The organism is Arthrobacter zhaoxinii (genome assembly GCF_024385505.1).
Classification (GTDB): domain Bacteria; phylum Actinomycetota; class Actinomycetes; order Actinomycetales; family Micrococcaceae; genus Arthrobacter_B; species Arthrobacter_B zhaoxinii.
Window position 1 is genome coordinate 369,713 of record NZ_JANFLT010000001.1, and the last position, 21,718, is coordinate 391,430.

The window sequence follows — 21,718 nt, forward strand, 5'->3', positions numbered from 1 at the left end:
GTTCCGGGCCGCGGAGGAACTGGACACCGATATATGACAGCCCCCGCCGCGCCGGCGAAAAAACCGGCCTCCGCTTCCGCCGCCGCTCCCCCTGAACGGCGGCGCTTTGTGCGTTCACGCGCCGCACTGGCCCTGGGGATCTGCCTCGTCATCCTCCTGGCGGCCGTCAGCCTCTTTGTAGGCGTCGGCGACCTGTCGCTGTCCTCGCTGCTGGCCGGGGACCCCACCACGCACATGCTGTTCTGGGCCAGCCAGCTCCCCCGCACGCTGAGCATCGTCCTTGCGGGCATGGCACTGAGCGTGGCCGGCCTGATCATGCAGCTGATGGCCCGGAACAAATTCGTGGAACCTTCCACCGTCGGCACCGTGGAGTCGGCGCAGCTGGGAATCCTGGCGGTGACCGTGCTGCTGCCCGGCGCCTCGATGTTTATGAAGATGTCCACCGCGTCGGTCTTTGCGGCAGCAGGAACCGCCCTCTTCCTGCTGGTACTGCGCCGGATCCCGCTGCGCAATACCTTGATCGTCCCCCTGGTGGGCATCATGCTCGGCGGCGTGATTTCCGCCGTCACCACCTTCTTCGCCTACCGCACCGACCTCCTCCAGACACTCAACAGCTGGATGGTCGGCGACTTCTCCGGCGTCCTGCGGGGCCGCTACGAACTGCTCTGGATTGTGGGCGCCCTGACCGTCATCGGATACCTGGCGGCGGACCGGTTCACGGTCGCGGGCATGGGAGCCGACTTCACCACCAACCTCGGCCTGAGCTACAACCGGGTCATGGCGCTCGGACTGGTCATCGTCTCCCTCATCAGCGCCGTTGTGGTGGTCAGTGTCGGCTCCATCCCCTTCCTGGGCCTCATCGTGCCCAACCTGGTGTCCCTGCTGATCGGTGACAATGTCCGCCGGGCAGTGCCCTGGGTTGCCGTCTTCGGGGCGGGCTTCGTCCTGCTCTGCGACATCATCGGGCGCACCATCCGCTACCCCTACGAAATCCCGGTCGGCGTTGTGGTCTCCGCGGTAGGCAGCGTCATCTTCCTGTACCTCCTCCTACGCAAGCGCGGTTCCCATGCCTGAGACCTCCACCAGCGCACTGCCCGCTGCACTGACCGGACACCGCCGCCATCCGGTCCGGACCGTTCCGGCGAAGTTCTGGATCATCACCCTCGGCATCGCCGCAGCGGCGCTGATTGCGGTGTTTATGACCATCGAGCTGCGCGGCAACCTCGGCTACGCGCTGCCCCGCCGGGCGGTCAAGGTCGGCTCCATGATCCTGGTGGCCTACGCCGTGGGAGTCTCCACCGTCCTGTTCCAGACAGTCACTGCGAACCGGATCCTGACGCCGTCGATCATGGGCTTTGACGCGCTCTACGTGCTGATCCAGACCGTCCTGGTGTTTACCCTCGGCGGCGGCGCCCTGCTGTCACTGGGCGCACCGGTCCGCTTCTGCCTCGAAGTGCTGCTGATGGTCGGGTTCTCGTTCCTGCTCTACCGCTGGCTCTTCACCGGCGGCGGGAAATCGCTGCACCTGATGCTCCTGGTCGGCATTGTCTTCGGCACCATGTTCCGCGGCTTCTCCTCGCTGCTGCAGGTGCTCATCGACCCCAGCGAGTTCATCATCCTGCAGGACCTGTTCTTCGCAAGCTTCAACAATGTGGACGCCGCCCTGCTGGGCTACTCCGCCGCCGCCGTCGCACTGGTCAGTGCCCTGGCCTGGCGGATGCGCCATTCCTTCGATGTCCTGGCCCTGGGCCGGGATACCGCGGTGAACCTCGGGGTGGACCACAAACGGGCAGTGACGCTCACGCTGATCATCTGCTCGGTGCTCGTCGCGGTGTCCACGGCCCTGGTGGGACCGGTGACGTTCTTCGGCCTGCTGGTCGCCTCGCTGGCCTATCAGCTGTGTGCCAACTTCCGGCATGCCGCGGTACTGCCCATCGCCGTGCTGCTGGGAATCATCGCCCTGGTGGGCGGCCAGCTGGTGCTGGAGCGGATCTTCGATTTCGACACCGCGCTGAGCATCGTCATCGAATTCGTGGGCGGCATCGTGTTCCTCGTCCTGCTCCTGAGGGGAAAGGTGAAATGACCTTCCTCCCCCTGCACCGCTCGAAAGGCCCCGCCTCATGATCTCCGTCAACGGCGTTACCAAGCGCTATTCCTCCACGGTTGTTGTGGACGGGGTGAGCTGCGGGATCAAGGAAGGCGGCATCACCTCGATCATCGGACCCAACGGTGCCGGCAAGTCGACCCTGCTGTCCATGATCAGCCGCCTGCTCCCCATGGACTCCGGCACGGTTACCGTGGACGGGCTCGACGTCGTTTCCACCCCGGGCCGGGACCTCGCCCGGAAAATGGCCATCCTGCGCCAGGACAACCAGCTCACCGTACGCCTGACCGTGCGGGACCTGGTGGGGTTCGGCCGCTATCCGCACAACGGCGGCCGGCCGGGCCCCGCAGACAAGGTCCACATCGAGACGGCCATGGCCTACCTGGACCTGACGGCACTGGCGGACCGGTTTGTGGACGAGCTCTCCGGCGGCCAGCGGCAGCGGGCGTTCATTGCCATGGTGCTGGCCCAGGACACGGACTACCTGCTGCTCGATGAGCCGCTGAACAACCTGGACATGAAGCACTCCGTGGAAATGATGCGGCTGCTGCGCCGGCTCACGGACGACTTCGGGAAGACAGTGGTCCTGGTCATCCACGACATCAACTTCGCCTCCTGCTATTCCGACGACATCATCGCCATGCGCGACGGCCGGCTGATCCACCAGGGGCCGCCGTCGGCCATCATGCAGCCGGAGGTCCTGAAGGACATTTACGACATCGATATCCGGATCGAAGAGATCGACGGCAACCGGATCGGCGTGTACTTCGCCTGACGGGCCTTACCGGGGGCCGCCGGCAGAAACTGTACTGCCCGGGCAGGCAGTATGGGCGATGCGCATTGTGAGAGCCCGCGCGGGGCTCCTAGGTTGGAATCCGTCGCACTTCTGCGGCCCTTCGGGGAAGGACCTGCCATGGAGCCCAAACTGCGTGTCGGCATCCGGTTTGATCTTGACCGCCGCATGGCACGGCTGGAAGTCCGCGGACGCGTCACCGAGCAAAACAGCAGGGTGCTTTACGTCCTGGTGCGGAGGGCCAACACTGCCCTTCCCGGCCTCACGGTGCTCCTGGACCTGCGCCGGGCGACGGCAACCGAGGACGCGATGGCCGGCCTGGTCCGCAGTTCGGAAACCGGGTCCCTCCCCGTGCCCGTCGTGCACATCAAAGGCGGGACGCTGGCTCCCCGCCAACTGAGCATCCTCGCTCCGGCGGCCTAGCCCGGCAGGCTAGACGGAAACTGCGGCAAGCCGCTCCACGGCCTCGGCCAGCACCTCCGGGGAGCAGGCGAAGTTCAGCCGGACAAACCCGGCGCCCTGGTGTCCGAACCGCAGCCCCGGTTCCAGCGCCACCCGTGCCCGTTCCCGTGCCGCCGCCGCGGGATCGTCACCCCAGCCAAGGGCCCGGAAATCCAGCCAGGCGAGGTAGCCGGCCGAGGGCGGCCGGTATCCCGTGCCCGGCAGCCGCTCCGCCAGAAGCTCAGCCAGCAGGGTCCGGTTCGCGGCCAGGGACTCCATTACACCGGCAAGCCACGGACCGCCGTCGTTATAGGCCGCTGCCGTGGCATGCAGGCCGAGGATGCTGGTGCGCGCGGAGACTTCCTCAGGCATGGAGGCCAGCATCAGCCGGGTCCGCTCGCTCTGCGCCACCATCACGGCGCACTTGGTGCCGGCGATGTTCCAGGCCTTACTGGCAGCGGTGACGCAGAGGCCGTATTCCCGCGCGTTCTCCGAGACGGCGAGGTACGGGGTGAACTCCCCCGGTTCGTACGTCAGCGGGGCGTGGATCTCGTCGCTGATCACGGCCACTCCGTACTTCGCCGACAGGTCCGCGAGCGCCCGCAGGGTATCGGCGGAATGAACCAGTCCCAGCGGATTGTGCGGGTTGCACAGCAGCAGGGCATCGGCGCCGCGGGCAAAGGCCCGCTCCAGCCCGGCCAGGTCCAAGGCCCAGCCGTCGCCGTCGGACAGGAGCGGCACTTCCATGACCAGGGAATCCGCTTCCGGCGGCAGCTTATAGAACGGCGGATAGACGGGCGGAGTGATGATGACGACACCGTCCACGGGCACGGCCTGGCGCAGGCATTCCACGATCGCCACGCTCACATCCGTGGTGCTCCGGACGTCCCCGGGGTCCACCGCCCAGGCCCAGGTCCGCGCGGCATACCCCGAGAAGGCCTCTGCCACCGGCTGAGGTCCGGCGATATATCCGGTGTCGGAGGCGAGCACCCGGTCAATGATGGCCTGCTGCACCGGTCCGGCCAGCGGATAGTCCATTTCGGCCACGAACAGCGGCAGCACGTCCGCCGGATAGGTCTGCCATTTGTAGCTGGTGCGTGCCCGCAGTGCAGCCAGCGGCTCGGCGGCGATCTTCGTCATGCCGCCCAACCTACAGCTAACGTGCCCGCAGGCAGAACAACTAGGCTGGAGGGCATGCCCGATACTTCCCTTGCCCATGTTCTGACCCCCGAGGGATGGCAGCTGCTGAACTCGCTTCCCCCCTATCTCGAATCCGAGTCCCTGAAGCTGAACACGGACCTGCGCAAGGCCGGGCATGCCCCCGAGCTGGTGGCCGCCGTCCTGACGCAGGCAAAACTGCGGATGAAGGCCCGCGGAAAGTTCGGTCCGTTCGCCGAGCACATGGTCTTCACGCAGCCCGGCCTGGAGCAGGCCACCCGGCTGAACGTGGCCGCACTGCACGCCCGCCGCTACCAGGAGGCCGGGCTGGACAAGGTCGCGGACCTCGGCTGCGGCATCGGCGCCGACTCCCTGGCCCTGGCCACCCTGGACCGGCAGGTGACCGCCGTCGAGCTGGATGAAATCACCGCCGCGGCAGCTACCATCAACCTCATGCCCTGGCCGGAAGCCACGGTGGTCCAGGGGCGCGCCGAGGACTTCGACCTGACCGGGTTCGACGGCGTCTGGCTGGACCCGGCGCGCAGGACCACGTCGACGTCGGGCACCACCCGCATCTTCGACCCGGAGGCCTTCTCCCCTCCCCTGTCCTTCGTGGAATCACTGGCGGATGCCGGCCTGCCCGTCGGAGTGAAGATGGGACCCGGCATCCCGCACGAGGCGCTGCCCGCCAACTGCGAGGCGCAGTGGGTGTCCGTGGACGGAGACGTCACCGAGGCCACCCTGTGGTTCAACGCACTGCGCCGCGAGGGCGTACGGCGGGCCGCCCTGGTGATCGGCTCCGGGGGCGCAGCGGAACTGACCTCGCCGGTGGATTACGACGCCGGTGCCCAGGACGTGGCCATGGGTCCGGCCGAAGGCTACCTGTATGAACCCGACGGCGCCGTGATCCGTGCCGGGCTGGTGGCCGACGTCGCGGCCACCCTGGACGGACATCTCCTGGATCCGCATATTGCCTACATCTGCGCCCCGGAACTGCGCGAAACCCCCTTCGCCCGTGCCTACCGGATCCTCGACGTACGCCCGTACAACATCAGGGCGCTGAAGGCCTGGGTCCGGGAAAACCGCATCGGTGTCCTGGACATCAAGAAGCGCGGTATGTCCGTGACGCCGGAGGAGGTCCGCAAGGCCCTGCTTACGGGCTCGGGCAAAGGTCCGAACAAAGCCACGCTGGTCCTCACACGGATCGGCGAAGACCGCGTGGCCCTGGTGGTGGAACCGGTGCCGGCCGCCTAGGCGGTGCGGCCCCGCTCTCCTTCCCCGAACCGGTCAGGCGCGGGAGAACTCGCCGGCTTCGCGCACCTGCGCCGGCGTCGGCCGGACACCGGTGTAGAGCACGAACTGTTCCTCGGCCTGGATGGCAATAACCTCGGCACCGGTAATCACCGGTTTCCCGGCGGCCCGGGCCGCGGCGATCAGCGGGGTTTCGGCGGGCAGCGCGACGACGTCGAACACCGTCTTCGCCCCGGCCACCGCGTCGTCGCCGAAGGACTGCACGTCCTCGTCCTGCCCGGCCATGCCCAGCGGGGTCACGTTGATCAGCAGGTCCGCAGTGGAGGTCCCCGGTTCCGCCTGCCAGGCGAAGTCGTAGAGGTCCGCGAGCGCCCGGCCGGTGGCCTCGTTGCGGGCAACCACGGTGACATCGGAGAACCCGGCGTCCCGCAGGGCGGCAGCCACTGCCTTGGCCATCCCCCCGGAACCGCGCAGCAGCACTGAGTGCGTGACCGGCACCCGGTGGTCCCGCAGCAGCCGGGCGATGGCCAGGTAGTCGGTGTTGTAGGCGGTGAGCACGCCGTCGTCGTTGACGATGGTGTTCACGGAACTGATGGCCTCCGCGGACGGATCCATCCGGTCCACCAGGGCAATCACGTCCTCCTTGTACGGCATGGAGACGGCGCAGCCGCGGATGGGCAGGCCGCGCACCCCGGCAATGGCCTGCGCCAGGTCCGCGGGGGCGAAGGCCTTGTAGACGTAGTTCAGGCCCAGCTGCTCATACAGGTAGTTGTGGAAGCGCGTGCCGATGTTGCTCGGCCGCGCGGCCAGGGAAATGCACAGGGTCATGTCTTTGTTCAGGATCGGCATCTACCCATTATGTCCGTGCAGGTGCCGTCTCCCCCGGGTTTGGCGGCCGGTTCCGGGCCGAGGCCCGGCAACCGCGCGTGCGGCTATAGGATTGGTAAGGTTCTCAACGCAGTGATGCGGGTCCGGGTACTTCAGTGGTAACGCATAAAGCAGGAGACAGTTTGGAAATCGAGTTCGCCAAATCGGCCCAGTCAACACTGGGAGTCGAGTGGGAACTGGCCCTCGTGGACGGCACCACCGGAGATCTGGTCTCCGTGGCGGATGAAGTACTGCGCGGTGTGAACGTCAATGACCCCGCACTGCGGGAAGACGACGAACATCCGCACATCAAGCAGGAACTGCTGGAGAACACCGTTGAACTGGTGACCGGCATCTGCAGCACGGTGGCGGAGGCCAAGGCGGATCTTTCCCGCTCCCTCGCAGCAGTGCGGCGGGTGACGGACCCCATGGGGGTGGAACTGTTCTGTGCCGGGTCCCACCCGTTCAGCACCCCGCGCTCGCAGCCGGTCACGGACAAGGAACGCTACGCCAAGCTCATCGACCGGACCCAGTGGTGGGGCCAGCAGATGCTTATTTACGGTGTGCATGTCCACGTGGGCCTGGACAGCCGGGACAAGGTCCTGCCCGTGCTGGACGGACTGGTGAACTACTTCCCGCACTTCCAGGCGCTGTCTGCCTCCTCCCCCTACTGGTCCGGCGATGATACCGGCTACGCCTCCCAGCGCGCCCTGATGTTCCAGCAGCTGCCCACCGCGGGGCTGCCGTTCCAGTTCGCCTCCTGGAGCGAGTACGAGTCCTACGTACAGGACATGTTCACCACCGGAGTCATCGACTCAATCAGTGAAATCCGCTGGGACATCCGCCCTGTCCCGGGGCTAGGCACCATCGAGATGCGGGTCTGCGACGGGCTGGCGGATATCCAGGACGTGGGCGCCATTGCTGCCCTGACCCAGTGCCTGGTGCACGAGTTCTCCTCGATCATCGACGCCGGCGGCGCCATCCCCACCATGCCGCCCTGGCACGTCCAGGAAAACAAGTGGCGGGCAGCCCGCTACGGCCTGGAAGCCATCGTCATCCTCGACGCTGAGGGCAACGAGAAGCTGGTCACCGATCATCTGCTCGAGGACGTCCTCCCCCGGCTGACGCCGATTGCCGCCGAACTGGGCTGCAGCGCCGAACTGGCCGACGTCCGGACCATCATTGAGCGGGGCGCCGGCTACCAGCAGCAGCGCCGCGTAGCGCAGGAGAACGACGGCGACCTGCGCGCCGTCGTCTTCGACGGTATCCGCCGGCTCCGCGGAGCCTGAGCCGCCGCATACAGAGAAGGGCCCCGGCGAACCATCGCCGCGGGCCCTTCTCTGTATGAGGCCGGGCTAGGCCGGGGCTGCAGCGAGGTGGATGCTGGTGACCGGCAGTGACGGGTCCGTGCCGAAGCCGATCCCCGAAGGTTCGCCGCCGGCCATAACCACCTGCGCGCCCAGCGCCGCGACCATGGCGCCGTTGTCCGTGCACAGGGAGATCGGCGGCACGCGGAGCGTGATGCCCGCCGCGGCGCAGCGCTCACCGGTCAGCTCCCGCAGCCGCGAGTTCGCGGCCACTCCGCCGCCGAGGAGCAGGTTGGTAATACCGTGCTCGGTGCAGGCCAGCACCGCCTTGGCCGTAATCACGTCCACCACGGCTTCCTGGAAGGACGCGGCAATGTCCGCCACGGGCAGCTCCTGCCCTGCCGCCTCGTACTGCTCCACGCAGCGGGCCACGGCGGTCTTGAGGCCGGAGAAGGACCAGTCGTAGCGGTGCGGGCCCGGCGCTTCGGCGGTGCCCATGTATTTGGGCTGGGTCAGTCCGCGCGGGAACCGGATGGCCTTGGGGTTGCCCTCGCGTGCCAGCCGGTCGATGGCCGGTCCGCCGGGGTAGCCCAGCCCGAGGATGCGGGCCACCTTGTCATAGGCCTCGCCCGCGGCGTCGTCAATGGTGGAACCGAGCAGTTCCACGTCGGAAGTCAGGTCCGCCACGCGCAGGATCTCGGTATGTCCGCCGGAGACCAGCAGCGCACCGAGGTTCTCCGGCAGCTCGCCGCCGTCGAGTACGCCCACGCCTACGTGCGCCACCAGGTGGTTGATCGCATAGAGCGGCTTCCCGGTGGCCAGGGCCAGGGCTTTGGCGGCGCTGACCCCCACCATCAGTGCCCCGGACAGCCCGGGGCCGGAGGTCACCGCAATCGCGTCCAGCTCCGCCAGGGTCACTCCTGCTTCGGCCAGCGCCGCCTGCAGGGCCGGGACCATCGCATCGAGGTGCGCGCGGGAGGCGATCTCGGGGATGACGCCCCCGAAGCGGACGTGTTCGTCCATGGAGGAGGACACCGTGTTGGTCAGCAGGTCGGTCCCCCGGACAATGCCGATCCCGGTCTCGTCGCAGGAGGATTCGATGCCGAGCACCAGGGGGTCGGTGCGGTTCATTTACTGTCCTTCGTTTCTGTTGCGGTCCCGGCCGCCGTCGGAGCGCCGGACCACCCGGCCAGGGGCAGGCGCATGATCAGCGCGGAGGCGCCGTCGCGGTAATAGCGCGGCCGGACGTGGATCTGTTCAAAGCCGAACCAGCGGTACAGCCGCTGCGCGCGGGGGTTGTCGTCCCGGACTTCCAGGAGCACGTCCTCGGCGCCGCGCTGCTTCGCCTCGTCCACCAAGGTGGTGAGCAGCCGCGAGCCGATGCCTGCGCCTTCGCTTTCGGGGACGACGGCAATGGTCTGGACATCCGCGATCGGCAGCACGCACATCAGGCCGGCATAACCGATGACGGTTCCGGCCGGGTCCACCGCCACGTAGTAGGACCGGGTGTCCGACTGCGCCAGCTCGTCATGGAACATCTGCAGTGGCCACGCATCGACGGGAAACAGCCGCCGTTCCAGGGCATCGACCGCGGGAATATCCTCGGCGCCCATCCGCCGGATGCGCACGGTTCCGGGGGTGGTCACAGGGCACGCTTCCGCGGGCCGGGAACCTTGGCATCGGACTCGCGCAGGTACAGCGGGGTGCTGGGCAGCAGCGGCAGTCCCCGCACCAGGCGGACGACGGCGGTGCGTCCCAGTGCGGCGGCGGTGGGCTGCGCATCGGCGAAACCCTCCACCGTGTGCAGGGCTTCGGGGTACAGGCCGGCCCCTGCTCCGTAGACGGGGAGTGCGGGGACTCCAGCGGGGTCCGTCACGTGCGGGCCGTCCAGCAGTTCGGGGGTGCCGCCGGTGCTGCGGTAGGCAGCCCAGTAGACCTCTTTGCGGCGGGCATCGGTGGCGACGGCGAACTCGTCGATGCCGTGGCGCCACGCATCCAGGGCAGCGTCCACGGCAATGGCATCCAGGCTCATCACTCCGTGCAGCGGCTTGTCCCACGCGAAGGCCAGGGTCCGCGCGGTGGCGATCCCGGCGCGCAGCCCGGTGAAGGGACCGGGTCCAACCCCCACAACGAGGGCGTCCAGGTCCGGTCCGGCAACCCCTGCGTCGGCCAGCAGGCCGGCGATGGCGGGGGCGAGGACTTCGGCATGGGAGCGGGTGTCTTCGCTGGCGAAGGAGGCCAGGACCTCTGACTCCCCGTTGAGCAGTGCCGCACTGGCTATGGCGGAGGTATCAATGGAGAGAATCAGCACGGTTCCTATTCTACGGCGCTGCCCGCGGGACGGTTTCCCCCGGGCCCCGCCGCCGCAGCCCCCGGCCTGTCAGCCCAGGTCCGGGGCCTGCTGCCAGCGCGGGCCGAAGCCGGCCAGCCGGATGGTGCGGTCCTCGTCGGTGTCTTCGGCGGAGAAGTCAGTGGAGAAGTCCGTGGACGGGGCCGTCCCGGTGTCACGCGAGCCGGTCCCGGTGGCTGTTCCCGGACCGCCCCCGACGGCACGGATCAGGGTGATTTCCAGCCGGCTGTCGGAGAGGTGCTCCACCAGCCCCCGGCCCCATTCGACCACGGTGACGGAACGGTCCATGGAGGCCTCGAGGTCAATGTCGTCGACTTCGCCTTCGGAGCCCAGCCGGTAGGCATCCACGTGGATGAGGTCAGGTCCGTCGCCCAGGTTCGGGTGCTCGCGGACCAGGACGAAGGTGGGCGAGATGATGCCCGGACGCACACCGAGTCCGGCGCCGAGCCCCTGGGTGAAGGTGGTCTTGCCGGCGCCGAGTTCACCGGTGAGCAGCAGCAGGTCCCCCCGACGCAGGACGCGACCGAGCCGTTCGGCGAGCGCCTGGGTTTCTTCGGCGCCGGACGTGCGGTATTCCGCTTCCCATACTGGCGTGTCCGTGCCCGTCACGGGGCCTCTACCGCCTGTGCCGCGTGCGTCTCCGGGTCTGTGGCGCCTTCCGGGGCCGTAGTGCTTTCCGGCGCCGCCTCCAAAGCAATGGGCAGCGCCTCGGCGTCGCCCTCCGTGGACCGCGGATCGCTGTCGATGTAGGTGCGCGGCACGCGGCCGCCGATCCTGCTGATGATCTCGTAGTTGATGCTGCCGGCGGCGGAGGCCCACTCATCGACGCTTGGCTGGCCCTCGCCGCCGAAGAGGACGGCTTCCCGTCCCACGAGCGAGTCCGGGGTGCCGGCGATGCCGGTCCGGTGCAGGTCAATCACCATTTGGTCCATGGCGACGCGTCCCACCACCGGGTACACCTGCCCGTCCACCTGCACGGGACCGCCGGTGGCGACGCGCGGGATACCGTCGGCGTACCCCAGCGGGATGAGGGCCAGGGTTGTGGGCTCCTGGGTCCGGTAATGCAGGCCATAGGAAACACCCTGGTCGGCAGGTACTTCCTTGCAGGCCGCGATGGTGGTCTTCACCGTCATGGCCGGCCGCAGGCCCAGTTCCGCCGAGGTCTGTCCTGCAAAGGGCGAGAGCCCGTAGATGCCCAGTCCGATCCGGACCAGGTCAAAGTGCGCATCGGGACGGGAGAGGGCTCCGGGAGTGTTCGCGATATGCCGCACCTCGCGGTCCACACCTGCGTCTTCGGCGACGGCGACAGCCTCACGGAACTTCTGCAGCTGCTCATCGGTTTCCGGACGGTGTGGTTCATCCGCTACGGCAAAGTGGGAGAAGATCCCCACAACCCGCAGGAGGCCTTCCTCCTGGTAGGCCAGCGCCCTGCCGACGAAGGCTTCCCAGAGGTCTTCCGGGCAGCCGTTGCGGCCCAGTCCGGTGTCGATCTTCAGGTGTACGCGGGCCGGCATTTCCAGTTCCCGGGCGGCCGCGACCACCTCTTCCAGATCCCAGCCGGAAACCCCCAGATCCACGTTGGCCCGGATGGCTTCACCGAATTCCGCCTCACGGGTATGCAGCCAGGCGAGTACGGGTTCGGTGATGCCGGCGGTCCGGAGCGCCAGCGCTTCGCTGATATGGGCGACTCCGAGCCAGGCCGCCCCGGCGGAGACCGCGGCCCGCGCGGTCTCCACCGCACCGTGCCCGTATGCATCGGCCTTGACTACTGCCATGACGCGGGCGGGACTAACCACATGGGACAGATGACGGACATTATGCCGGATGGCAGCCAGGTCGATAACGGCAGTACGCTCGGCCGGCGCCGGGAATTCAGGGTAGTTCACGACCCTATTGTTTCACTCCTGCCAGCCTCCAGGGTGCGGTACATGATGTGCAGCCCGGTGAACCCCTCGGTTGGATGCCGGAAGGCCCCGGGCACCGTGGCAAGGAGGGAAAACCCCAGGGACTGCCAGAGCTTCACCGCCCGCGTGTTGGTTTCCACCACGGCATTGAACTGCATGGACCGGTAGCCCCGGCGCGCAGCCTCGTCCAGGACGTGTTCGGCCAGGGCCCTGGCGATGCCCTGTCCGCTGAACTCGGCGGCGGTCATAAAGGACGCGTTGGCTACGTGGCTGCCGTTGCCGGACCTGTTGGGGTGCAGCTGGGCGGTGCCTGCCACCGCTCCGTCCTTCTTGGCCACGAACACCACCGTAGGGGCAGGCTCCAGCCACAGCTGCCGGGCCTGCTCCTCGGTGGTATCGGTGTCCCAGCAGTAGGTTTCCCCGGCGCGCACGATGGGTTCCATCAGGCTCCAGATGCCCGGCCAGTCAGCCGGCCGGGCCTCCCGGATGGTCAGTGCGGCCATTTACGCCTCGAGGGCTGCTGCCCACAGGTTGATCTTGGAGTCGACGGCGTATTCGTCGATCCGGCGCAGTTCATCCGCGGTGAACTCCAGGTTGTTCACTGCCGCCAGCGAGTCCTCCAGCTGCTTCACGCTGGAGGCGCCGATGAGGGCGGACGTGATGGACGCGCCGTCGGGCCGGGTGCGCAGGACCCAGGCGATGGCCATCTGGGCCAGGCTCTGGCCGCGGGATTCGGCAATGCGGTTGAGCCCGCGGACCCGTTCCAGGTTTTCCTCCGAAAGCTGGGACTGGTCCAGGGACTTGCCGGCGGCGGCGCGGGAGTCTTCCGGCACACCGTTGAGGTACTTGTTGGTGAGCAGGCCCTGGGCCAGCGGCGAGAAGGCAATGGATCCGGCGCCTACTTCCTGCAGTGCCGCGAACAGATCCGGTTCCCCGTCCTCCACCCAGCGGTTGAGCATGGAATAGGACGGCTGGTGGATGAGCAGCGGGGTGCCCATTTCACGCAGGATCCGGGCCGCCTCGATGGTCTTTTCCGGCGAGTAGGAGGAGATGCCCGCGTAGAGTGCGCGGCCGGAGCGCACAGCAGTGTCCAGGGCGCCCATGGTTTCCTCCAGCGGGGTCTCCGGATCCGGGCGGTGGCTGTAGAAGATGTCCACGTAATCCAGGCCCATGCGTTCCAGGGACTGGTCCAGGGAGGAAAGCAGGTACTTGCGGGATCCCCAGTTTCCGTAGGGGCCCGGCCACATGTCGTATCCGGCCTTGCTGGAAATCACCAGCTGGTCGCGGTACGGACGGAAGTCGTCCCGGAAGTGCCGGCCGAAGTTGGTTTCGGCGGAGCCGTAGGGCGGGCCGTAGTTGTTGGCCAGATCGAAGTGGGTGACACCGAGGTCGAACGCGCGGCGAAGGATGGCCCGCTGGGTTTCGAAGGGCTTGTCATCACCAAAGTTGTGCCACAGCCCCAGTGAGACCGCCGGCAGCTGGAGTCCGCTCTGTCCGACGCGGCGGTAGGGCATGGATTCGTATCGGTTGTCTGCAGCAACATAAGTCATGGGCACCATACTGCCACTGTTGCGGGGCTCACGTCGCCGTGCCCTTCTCCTGCTCCGGGGCCCGCTTAAGCCGCTGCAGCCGGCACCCGCAGTTACCTGCGGGTGCCGGCTGCAGCGGCAGGCCGGGGTTTGCTATCCGGCCAGAATCGCCGCACCATACGCGGGGATCTGCACGGCATCGCCATCGAGTTCCACCGGAGCGGTCTCGAGCAGTACGTCCGGCCGCCTGCCGAACGGAAGCGGCACCTCGCGCGGGGCGTCGGCAAAGTTCAGCGCCACAGCCGTGGAACCGCGCTGCAGGACCAGCCAGCGGCTCGCTTCGTCATAGTCCACGCGGACGTTGCGCAGGTCCGGGTCCATCAGGTCGGGGGTTTCCCGGCGCAGCGTCAGGAGCCTGCGGTACAGGTCCAGCAGCCGCCCGTGGTCCCCCTCTTCCGCCTCGGACCAGTCCAGCTTCGAGTTGGTGAACGTCGTGGGATCCTGAGGATTGGGAACCGTGGCCGGATCCCAGCCCATCCGCTCGAATTCCTTCAGTCGGCCCTCGGCCGTGGCCTTGCCCAGCTCGGGTTCCGGATGGGACGTGAAGAACTGCCAGGGCGTGGACGCCCCGAACTCCTCGCCCATAAACAGCATGGGGGTAAACGGCGAGGCCAGGCTCAGCACCGCGCCGAGGGCGAGCTGCTCGTACCCCAGGGTCGCGCTGAGCCGGTCGCCGGCGGCCCGGTTGCCGATCTGGTCGTGGTTCTGGATGGCGGTGACCAGCTGGCGTGCGGTCACCACCTCCTTGTCCAGGGGACGGCCGTGGCCGCGTTCCCTGAAGGAGGAGAACGTTCCGTTGTGGAAGAACCCTTCCTGCAGGACCTTCGCCAACGCACCAACCGAGTCGAAGTCCTCGTAGTAGCCGCCGTTTTCACCGGTGAGGTTGGTGTGGGCGGCATGGTGGAAGTCATCGGACCACTGGCCCGCAAGGCCGTAGCCGTTGACGTTCCGCGGGGTGATGAGCCGGGGGTTGTTCAGGTCCGACTCCGCGATCAGGAACAGCGGCTTGCCCAGGGCTTCGGCGCATTCGTCCGTCGCGGCGGCCATCTCTTCGAGGATGTGCACTGCCCGTTCGTCGTGCAGGGCGTGCACCGCATCCAGCCGCAGTCCGTCCACGTGGTAGTCGCGGAACCACATCAGGACGTTGTCCACGATGTACTCGCGGACGACGTCGGAGAGCGGGCCGTCCAGGTTGACCGAGTCCCCCCAGGTGTTCGACTTTCCCTCGGTGAGGTAGGGGCCGAACATCGGGAGGTAGTTGCCGCTGGGGCCCAGGTGGTTGTAGACCACGTCCTGAATGACGCCTAGGCCGGCCCGGTGGGCCGCGTCCACGAAGCGCTGGTAGGCCTCGGGACCGCCGTAGGTTTCCTGCACGGCGTACCAGAGCACACCGTCGTAGCCCCAGTTGTGGGTTCCGTTGAACGCGTTGACCGGCAGCAGTTCGACAAAGCGGACCCCCAGGTCCACCAGGTAGTCCAGCCGGCCGATGGCTGCGTCCAGGGTTCCTTCCGGGGTGAAGGTGCCCACGTGCATTTCGTAGATCGCGCTGCCGTCGAGGCCCGGGGAGACCCAATCGGAGTCGTGCCACTGGTACAGATCGGGATCGAAGGTGCGCGAAAGTGCGTGCACACCCTCGGGCTGCCGCCGGGACCGGGGGTCCGGCACGGGGGTCTCGGCGCCGTCAATGAGGTAGCCGTAGTCAATGTCCTCGGTGAGTTCGGCGTGCTGGACGTGCCACCAGCCGTTTTCGCCCCGGGTCATCGACAGGTGCCGGCCGTCGGCCAGCAGCGTTACGGTGCCGGCCTTGGGTGCCCATACATCGAAGTTGGTCCTCATTTGCCGTCCTCCCGAACAAGCAGGGCCACCGGATAGGTGCCGAACAGATCTGCAGCTGCCACCCGGCCGCTGCTGTCGTGCGTTTTTCCGGTAACCACGTCGCGGTAGGTGCCCGGTGCCAGGACGACGGCGGTGTCCTGCCATCCGCCGTCGCGCTCAAGCCCCAGCGGAAGACGGGTCACCAGCGTTACCGCACCGCCGCGGTCAAACCCGAAGAGGTGTTCAGCCGCGGATCCTTCCACCGCTACGGGAACGTACCCCGTGAACAGCTCGGGCCGGCCGTGCTTGAGCTGCAGCGCACGGGTGGTGACCAGCAGCTTCGCTGCCGCATCCTCGTCCACTGCGGGGGCACCGGCATCGGCGAACGACGCCGCCACCTCGCGGCGGCGGGCAAAGTCCACCTCGCGGCGGTTGTCCGGGTCCACGAGCGAACGGTCCCAGAATTCCGTGCCCTGGTAGACGTCGGGTACGCCGGGCATGGTCAGCTGCAGGAGCTTTGCCGACAGTGAATTGCTGTACCCGGCTTCGCGGATCCGTTCCACCAGTGCGGTGATCACCGCATTGACGTCCGGATTGTCGAACGCCGCATCAATGGCTGCATGCATCCGCTCTTCGAATTCGGCGTTGGGAGCCGTCCAGGTGGTGCTGCTGGAGGCTTCGCGGGCGGCCTTCTCGGCGTAGGCGTGTGCACGTTCCCGGCTCAGCGGCCAGGCCCCGACGAAGGTCTGCCAGAGCAGGTTCGCCATCGGCCCGTCATTCATCGGAGCCAGGGCGTCGAGGCGCGTGAACGCCTCGCTCCACTCCCCCGGGATTTCCGCGAGTACGGAGATCCGGGCGCGGGTGTCCTCGCTGCGCTTGGTGTCATGCGTGGTCAGGGCCGTCATGGCTGCCGGCTGTTCCAGCTGCCGGCGGATCAGGCGCGTGTGCATGTCAAACGGCGCCACCGAGAAGTGCGCCGGGTCGGCGCCCACCTCGTTCAGGGACGTCAGGCGGGAGTAACGGTAGAACGCCGTGTCCTCGACGCCCTTGGCCATCACCATGCCGGAGGTCTGCTGGAAACGGACCGCGAGCTCGCCCAGGCGGGAAAGGGAAACCTCGGTTTCTCCGTCCACCAGCGGGTTCAGCAGCCCATGCAGGCGATCCAGCGCGGCTGCGAGATCAGGGCGGTGGACCTTGGCCGCAATCACGGCGTCGGTCAGGTACCCGGCGCCTTCGGGCAGGTAGCTGCGGTAGACCGGGAAGCAGGCCAGCAGCTCCGCGAGCGCATCTGCAGCCGTTTCCGGGTCCAGCCCGCTGTCCGCCGGGAGCAGGCGCACGAGGCGCTGCACCTCGGAGTGCAGCAGGTTGTCCGCGATGACCCGCTTGGTGCCGTGGATCATCTGTGCGTACGGTTCCATCGGCACCAGTGCGGTCAGCGTGTCACTGCCCGCCGGGTCCACGAACAACCGGTCAATGTCGGCCAGCGCGTCGTAGCCGGTGGTGCCTTCGGTTTCCCAGTCCGCGGCGAGCTTTTCGCCCGGTTCCAGGATCTTTTCCACGAGGATGTACGCGCCGCCGGTGATCTCGCGCAGCCGGGCAAGGTAGCCCTTGGGATCGGCGAGGCCGTCCGGATGGTCGATGCGCAGGCCGTCCACGAGGCCTTCGTCGAACCAGCGCTTGATTTCGGCGTGTGCCTCGTCAAAGACCCAGGGCTCTTCCACGCGGATGCCGGCCAGGGTGTTGACCCCGAAGAACCGGCGGTAGTTCAGCTCATTGTCGGCACGGCGCCAGTTCACCAGTTCGTAGGACTGGCGGGCGTGCACGTCCTGCGCGCTGTCCCCCTCCGAGGCAGTGCCTTCGGCCACCGGGAACCGGTGGTCAAAGTAGTGCAGTTCGTTGCCCGCCAGCTTGAGCTGCTCGAGCTCATTGTCGCCGTCGCCCAGGACCGGCAGCCGCAGCTTCCCGTTCCCGGCATCCCAGTCAATGTCGAAGGCCTCGGCATACCGGGAGCTGCGGCCTTCGGCCAGCACGGACCACCACCACGGATTCCGGAACGGGGTGGCAATGCCCATGTGGTTGGGCACAATATCCACCAGCACGCCAAGGCCTGCCGCGTGGGCGGCGTCGGAGAGGGCCTTCAGCCCCTCCGCTCCGCCGCGGGTCGGGTCGACGGCTGAGGGATCGGTGACGTCGTAGCCGTGGTCCGATCCCGCTTCCGCCGTGAGGATGGGTGAAAGGTAGACCCAGTCCACGCCGAGCTCGGCCAGGTACGGCACCAGCTCCGCGGCGTCGAACAGGGTGAAGGACGGACGGATCTGGAGGCGGTACGTGGAGAGCGGTGTCCTCATTCAGCAGCCTCTGTGTTCTGGGCTGCCATGGCAGCAAGTGACGCCGCCACGGAGTGGTCGTGCTCCTCTTCCTCTGCGTGTGCCCGCAGGACCACCATCGACTTGGCAGCGACGGTCATCTGCGCGTCAGCGGCAACCGGCTCGGAGTCCGCGTATTCACCGGCGGTGTCGATGACCGTGTCCCACATCGGGGCGTATTCCTTGGCCGGAAGGGTGATCTTCACTGCTTCGTCGTGCGCGTTGAAGTACAGCAGGAAGTTCAGGTCCGTGATGCGCTGTCCACGTGCGTCCTTGCCGGAAATGCCCTGGCCGTTCAGGAACACGCCCAGGGAACGGCTGACCGGGGTGTCCCAGTCATCCGGGGACATGGTGGAGCCGTCCTCGTTCAGCCAGACGATGTCCGGCAGTGCCTCGCCCTCGCCCCGTCGGACCGGGCGGCCGTCGAAGAAGCGGCGGCGGCGGAACGTGGGGTGTTCGGCGCGCAGGGTGTTGACCGCTGCGGTGAATTCCAGGAGCGGCGCATCCATGGTCTCCCAGTTGATCCAGCTCAGCTCGGAGTCCTGCGCATAGGTGTTGTTGTTGCCCTGCTGCGTCCGGCCCAGCTCATCGCCGTGGGCGATCATCGGCACGCCCTGCGAAAGCAGCAGTGTGGCGAGGAAGTTGCGCTGCTGGCGTGCCCGCAGGGACAGGACCGAAGGATCATCCGTGGGGCCCTCAACACCGCAGTTCCAGGAGCGGTTGTGGGACTCGCCGTCGTTGTTGTCCTCGCCGTTGGCATCGTTGTGCTTCTCGTTGTAGGACACGAGGTCATGCATCGTGAAGCCGTCGTGGGCGGTGACGAAGTTGATGGACGCCACGGGGCGGCGGGCCGAGGACTCATACAGGTCGGCCGAGCCGGTGATGCGGGACGCGAATTCGCCCAGCGTGGAGGGTTCTCCGCGCCAGAAATCGCGGACGGTGTCCCGGTACTTGCCGTTCCATTCGGTCCACTGCGGGGGGAAGTTGCCCACCTGGTAGCCGCCGGGTCCAACGTCCCACGGCTCGGCGATCAGCTTGACCTGGGAAACTACCGGGTCCTGCTGCACCAGTTCGAAGAAGGCGGAGAGGCGGTCGACGTCGTAGAACTCGCGGGCCAGCGTCGAGGCCAGGTCGAAGCGGAAACCGTCGACGTGCATTTCGGTGACCCAGTACCGCAGGGAGTCCATCAGCAGCTGCAGGGAGTGCGGGTTGCCGACATTGAGGGAGTTGCCCGTGCCGGTGTAGTCCATGTAGTACTTCTTGTCGTCTTCCACCAGCCGGTAGTAGGACGCGTTGTCGATGCCGCGGAAGGACAGCGTCGGACCCATGTGGTTGCCCTCGGCGGTGTGGTTGTAGACCACGTCGAGGATCACTTCGATGCCGGCGAGGTGCAGCGCACGGACCATGGCCTTGAACTCCTGGACCTGCTGGCCCTGGTCGCCGGTGGCGCTGTAGGTGTTGTGCGGGGCGAAGAAGCCGATGGTGTTGTAGCCCCAGTAGTTCGACAGCCCCTTTTCCTGCAGGGTGGAGTCGTTGACGAACTGGTGCACGGGCATCAGTTCGATCGCGGTGATCCCGAGCTTCTGCAGGTGTGCGATCACGGAGGGGTGGGCAACGCCGGCATAGGTGCCGCGCTGGTCCTCGGGCACGTCGGGGTGCGTTTCCGTGAGGCCCTTGACGTGCGCTTCGTAGATCACGGTCTGGTGGTACGGGATCTTCGGCTTCCGGTCCCCGTCCCAGTCGAAGAACGGGTTGATGACGACGCCCATCATCATGTGCGGGGCGGAGTCCTCGTCATTGCGTGAGTGTTCGTCGCCGAAGTTGTAGCCGAACAGCGCCTGGTCCCAGTCGATCTCGCCGGCAACGGCCTTGGCGTAGGGGTCCAGCAGCAGCTTGTTCGGGTTGCACCGGTTGCCGTTCTCCGGATCGTTCGGCCCGTCCACGCGGTAACCGTACTTCTGCCCCGGCATGACCTGCGGCAGGTAGCAGTGCCAGACATACCCGTCGACCTCGGTCAGGCGGACCTGGTGCTCGGTGCCGTCCTCATCGAACAGGCACAGGATTACGGAATCTGCCACCTCGCTGTAAAGCGCGAAGTTGGTGCCGTTTCCGTCGTAGGTTGCGCCCAGCGGATAGGCATCTCCCGGCCAAACTTCCATGTAGTGCTCCTGACTAGTTCCCTGACAACACGTAATTGATATGTCTACTTACTTTTTTACCCCAGAGTTGGAGCTTACTTGAATTTGCGGTGCGACTGCTTGGTGAGATTCGCAACAATTGCCCGGATCCGGGGCTCCAGCAGTGACGGCTGAACCGGACCGTCGGCGGCTGCCAGCGCTCCGGCCCGGCCATGCAGGTGGGCTGCAGCTGCCGCCAGGCGGGCGTAGTGGCCCGGTTCCCGTTCGGTCTCCGGCGTCCTGTCGGTGGCCAGCAGTGCGCCCAGGATGCCGGAGAGCGTGTCGCCGCTTCCCGCCGTCGCAAGCCACGGCGTGGCCTCGGCCTGGCTGTACAGTTCGCCGGTGGGAGCAGCGGCCAGCGTGGCCCACCCCTTGAGCAGGACGGTGGCGCCGGTGCGTGCGGCTGCCAGGCGGGCGTAACGGACCGGATCGGCTTCGATCTCCGCGCGGTCGGCGTCCTCGCCCAGGGACCGCAGCAGCGCAGTGAGTTCACCGGCATGCGGGGTCAGGATGACGGCCGGGTGCAGGCCGGGTGCGACGACGCCGATCGCGTCGGCGTCGATCACGGCCGGCAGCCCCGAGGCCATGGCGTCCCGGGCCCGGCGGCGCTGGTCTTCGTCCTTGCCGGCACCGGGTCCGGCAACCCAGGCCTGGACGTGGATGTCCGCGACCGCGTCCGTACTGCAGACGGCTTCCGGGTGCGCCAGGTTGATCAGCCGGGCCACGGCCGCGGGTCCCAGGTAGCGGAGCATGCCGACGCCGGTGGCGAGGGCTGCTCCCGCGGCCATCAGCGCTGCTCCGGGGTAGGTCTCCGAGCCGGCGGCTACACCGAGGACGCCGCGGCTGTATTTCTGGTCCGCGGGGGTGGGAACCGGCAGGAGCCCGGCCAGGTCTTCGGCCTGCAGCCGGTAGGCGTCCGGGGTTCCGAGGTACGGGCCGAGCCCGATGTCGATGCAGTGGATTTCCCCGGCCGCTGCCGCGCCGGGCCCGGCCAGCAGTCCCGTCTTGACGGCGCCGAAGGTGACTGTGAGGTCCGCCTGCAGGCAGGTTCCCTCCACCCGGCCGGAATCGGCATCAACTCCGCTGGGCAGGTCGCAGGCCACGACCAGCGGGGCCTTTCCCTGCAGCCGGGCCGCGTTCAGTGCCTCCGCGAGTATCCGGACGGGTCCGCGGAGCCCGCCGCTGCCGCCGGTGCCCAGGACGCCGTCGAGCACGGCGTCGGCGGCCAGCGCGGCGCCGGAAACCGCTGCTGCGTTGGACCCGGTAAGGGCGAGGGTCTTTCCGCCCTGTGCCCGGAAGGCCGCCAGCGCTTCGGGGTGGGCTGCGGCAGACGTAAGCACCGCCGTCGCCGCCGCTCCGCGCCGGGCAAGCCGGGCGGCCGCGTACAGCGCATCGCCGCCGTTGTTGCCGCTGCCGGCAAGCACGGTGACGCTCGAACCGTAGATCCGGCCGCGCCGGGCCGCCAGTGAGGCGGCAGTGGCGGCGTACAGCCCGTAGGCTGCACGCCGCATCAGTTCCCCGCCGCGGCCTGCGGCCAGCAGCGGGGCTTCGGCCCTGCGGACCGCGGTACCGGTATACGCACGGATCATGCGCTTC

General features: G+C 67.6%; 19 protein-coding genes. 6 read left to right on the plus strand and 13 right to left on the minus strand.

Translation table 11 applies throughout. The features are described from left to right. Positions 1-33: 33 nt before the first annotated feature. The 4 genes from NNX37_RS01660 (at position 34) to NNX37_RS01675 (ending at position 3,320) form a co-directional block, all read left to right on the plus strand. Positions 34-1,074 (plus strand): ABC transporter permease, encoded by a 1,041-nt coding sequence (locus NNX37_RS01660; protein WP_255790432.1) that lies wholly within the window; start codon positions 34-36, stop codon positions 1,072-1,074. Continuing rightward, positions 1,067-2,083, plus strand: a complete 1,017-nt coding sequence (locus NNX37_RS01665; protein ID WP_255790434.1) for an iron chelate uptake ABC transporter family permease subunit — start codon at positions 1,067-1,069, stop codon at positions 2,081-2,083. Before NNX37_RS01660 ends, NNX37_RS01665 begins: the two co-directional genes overlap by 8 nt. Positions 2,084-2,120: 37 nt before the next feature. Further along, on the plus strand, positions 2,121-2,879 hold the full coding sequence (locus NNX37_RS01670; protein ID WP_255790435.1) for an iron ABC transporter ATP-binding protein: 759 nt from the start codon (positions 2,121-2,123) through the stop codon (positions 2,877-2,879). A 138-nt stretch (positions 2,880-3,017) separates the two neighbouring features. Next, positions 3,018-3,320: a hypothetical protein gene (locus NNX37_RS01675; protein ID WP_255790436.1), complete on the plus strand. Its 303-nt coding sequence runs from the start codon at positions 3,018-3,020 to the stop codon at positions 3,318-3,320. A gap of 9 nt (positions 3,321-3,329) precedes the next feature. Here the strand turns inward: NNX37_RS01675 and NNX37_RS01680 are convergent, their stop codons facing one another. Continuing rightward, positions 3,330-4,478, minus strand: coding sequence for a MalY/PatB family protein (locus tag NNX37_RS01680; RefSeq protein ID WP_255790437.1), 1,149 nt, complete (start codon positions 4,476-4,478; stop codon positions 3,330-3,332). Positions 4,479-4,532: 54 nt separating this feature from the next. Between NNX37_RS01680 and NNX37_RS01685 the strand changes: the two genes are divergently transcribed. Beyond that, positions 4,533-5,750: a THUMP-like domain-containing protein gene (locus NNX37_RS01685; protein WP_255790438.1), complete on the plus strand. Its 1,218-nt coding sequence runs from the start codon at positions 4,533-4,535 to the stop codon at positions 5,748-5,750. Positions 5,751-5,783: 33 nt separating this feature from the next. Here the strand turns inward: NNX37_RS01685 and NNX37_RS01690 are convergent, their stop codons facing one another. After that, complete coding sequence (locus NNX37_RS01690; protein ID WP_255790440.1) at positions 5,784-6,596, minus strand: shikimate 5-dehydrogenase; 813 nt, start codon at positions 6,594-6,596, stop codon at positions 5,784-5,786. A gap of 161 nt (positions 6,597-6,757) precedes the next feature. Here NNX37_RS01690 and NNX37_RS01695 point away from each other — a divergent pair, with 161 nt between their 5' ends. Next, on the plus strand, positions 6,758-7,903 hold the full coding sequence (locus NNX37_RS01695) for a glutamate--cysteine ligase (RefSeq protein WP_255790442.1): 1,146 nt from the start codon (positions 6,758-6,760) through the stop codon (positions 7,901-7,903). Positions 7,904-7,969: 66 nt separating this feature from the next. Here the strand turns inward: NNX37_RS01695 and tsaD are convergent, their stop codons facing one another. The 11 genes from tsaD to NNX37_RS01750 form a co-directional block, all read right to left on the minus strand. After that, positions 7,970-9,052, minus strand: coding sequence for a tRNA (adenosine(37)-N6)-threonylcarbamoyltransferase complex transferase subunit TsaD (gene tsaD / locus NNX37_RS01700; RefSeq protein WP_255790446.1), 1,083 nt, complete (start codon positions 9,050-9,052; stop codon positions 7,970-7,972). Beyond that, the gene (gene rimI, locus NNX37_RS01705; RefSeq protein WP_255790896.1) at positions 9,049-9,534 is read right to left on the minus strand and encodes a ribosomal protein S18-alanine N-acetyltransferase; all 486 of its coding nucleotides are present in this window, start codon (positions 9,532-9,534) and stop codon (positions 9,049-9,051) included. The genes tsaD and rimI overlap by 4 nt, the downstream gene beginning before the upstream one ends. 29 nt (positions 9,535-9,563) lie before the next feature. Continuing rightward, positions 9,564-10,232 (minus strand): tRNA (adenosine(37)-N6)-threonylcarbamoyltransferase complex dimerization subunit type 1 TsaB, encoded by a 669-nt coding sequence (tsaB, locus tag NNX37_RS01710; protein ID WP_255790448.1) that lies wholly within the window; start codon positions 10,230-10,232, stop codon positions 9,564-9,566. Positions 10,233-10,301: 69 nt separating this feature from the next. Beyond that, the gene (gene tsaE, locus NNX37_RS01715) at positions 10,302-10,880 is read right to left on the minus strand and encodes a tRNA (adenosine(37)-N6)-threonylcarbamoyltransferase complex ATPase subunit type 1 TsaE (RefSeq protein WP_255790451.1); all 579 of its coding nucleotides are present in this window, start codon (positions 10,878-10,880) and stop codon (positions 10,302-10,304) included. Continuing rightward, a complete protein-coding gene (gene alr, locus NNX37_RS01720; RefSeq protein WP_255790454.1) occupies positions 10,877-12,157 on the minus strand; it encodes an alanine racemase in 1,281 nt (426 codons plus the stop codon). Before alr ends, tsaE begins: the two co-directional genes overlap by 4 nt. Continuing rightward, a complete protein-coding gene (locus NNX37_RS01725) occupies positions 12,154-12,678 on the minus strand; it encodes a GNAT family N-acetyltransferase (RefSeq protein ID WP_255790455.1) in 525 nt (174 codons plus the stop codon). The genes alr and NNX37_RS01725 overlap by 4 nt, the downstream gene beginning before the upstream one ends. Further along, entirely contained in the window at positions 12,679-13,725 is a 1,047-nt protein-coding gene (gene mgrA / locus NNX37_RS01730) for an L-glyceraldehyde 3-phosphate reductase (protein WP_255790457.1), read from the minus strand. A 132-nt stretch (positions 13,726-13,857) separates the two neighbouring features. After that, positions 13,858-15,600 carry a malto-oligosyltrehalose trehalohydrolase gene (treZ, locus tag NNX37_RS01735; protein ID WP_255790458.1) on the minus strand — a complete coding sequence of 581 codons (1,743 nt, stop codon included), beginning with the start codon at positions 15,598-15,600 and terminating at the stop codon, positions 13,858-13,860. Then, positions 15,597-17,927: a malto-oligosyltrehalose synthase gene (gene treY, locus NNX37_RS01740; RefSeq protein WP_255790460.1), complete on the minus strand. Its 2,331-nt coding sequence runs from the start codon at positions 17,925-17,927 to the stop codon at positions 15,597-15,599. Before treY ends, treZ begins: the two co-directional genes overlap by 4 nt. Next, positions 17,924-20,104: a glycogen debranching protein GlgX gene (gene glgX / locus NNX37_RS01745; protein ID WP_255790461.1), complete on the minus strand. Its 2,181-nt coding sequence runs from the start codon at positions 20,102-20,104 to the stop codon at positions 17,924-17,926. The genes treY and glgX overlap by 4 nt, the downstream gene beginning before the upstream one ends. A gap of 74 nt (positions 20,105-20,178) precedes the next feature. Further along, on the minus strand, positions 20,179-21,711 hold the full coding sequence (locus NNX37_RS01750) for an NAD(P)H-hydrate epimerase (protein WP_255790462.1): 1,533 nt from the start codon (positions 21,709-21,711) through the stop codon (positions 20,179-20,181). Positions 21,712-21,718: the final 7 nt, after the last annotated feature.

Bases quoted from the DNA above. Each gene is read 5' to 3' on its own strand.
- rimI (WP_255790896.1), bottom strand. From the start codon at position 9,534: ATGGGCGCCGAGGATATTCCCGCGGTCGATGCCCTGGAACGGCGGCTG.
- treZ (WP_255790458.1), bottom strand. From the start codon at position 15,600: ATGAGGACCAACTTCGATGTATGGGCACCCAAGGCCGGCACCGTAACG.
- NNX37_RS01675 (WP_255790436.1), top strand. From the start codon at position 3,018: ATGGAGCCCAAACTGCGTGTCGGCATCCGGTTTGATCTTGACCGCCGC.
- NNX37_RS01750 (WP_255790462.1), bottom strand. From the start codon at position 21,711: ATGATCCGTGCGTATACCGGTACCGCGGTCCGCAGGGCCGAAGCCCCG.
- mgrA (WP_255790457.1), bottom strand. From the start codon at position 13,725: ATGACTTATGTTGCTGCAGACAACCGATACGAATCCATGCCCTACCGC.
- NNX37_RS01660 (WP_255790432.1), top strand. From the start codon at position 34: ATGACAGCCCCCGCCGCGCCGGCGAAAAAACCGGCCTCCGCTTCCGCC.
- tsaD (WP_255790446.1), bottom strand. From the start codon at position 9,052: ATGAACCGCACCGACCCCCTGGTGCTCGGCATCGAATCCTCCTGCGAC.
- NNX37_RS01690 (WP_255790440.1), bottom strand. From the start codon at position 6,596: ATGCCGATCCTGAACAAAGACATGACCCTGTGCATTTCCCTGGCCGCG.
- NNX37_RS01670 (WP_255790435.1), top strand. From the start codon at position 2,121: ATGATCTCCGTCAACGGCGTTACCAAGCGCTATTCCTCCACGGTTGTT.
- NNX37_RS01685 (WP_255790438.1), top strand. From the start codon at position 4,533: ATGCCCGATACTTCCCTTGCCCATGTTCTGACCCCCGAGGGATGGCAG.
- NNX37_RS01680 (WP_255790437.1), bottom strand. From the start codon at position 4,478: ATGACGAAGATCGCCGCCGAGCCGCTGGCTGCACTGCGGGCACGCACC.
- treY (WP_255790460.1), bottom strand. From the start codon at position 17,927: ATGAGGACACCGCTCTCCACGTACCGCCTCCAGATCCGTCCGTCCTTC.
- NNX37_RS01665 (WP_255790434.1), top strand. From the start codon at position 1,067: ATGCCTGAGACCTCCACCAGCGCACTGCCCGCTGCACTGACCGGACAC.
- NNX37_RS01725 (WP_255790455.1), bottom strand. From the start codon at position 12,678: ATGGCCGCACTGACCATCCGGGAGGCCCGGCCGGCTGACTGGCCGGGC.
- glgX (WP_255790461.1), bottom strand. From the start codon at position 20,104: ATGGAAGTTTGGCCGGGAGATGCCTATCCGCTGGGCGCAACCTACGAC.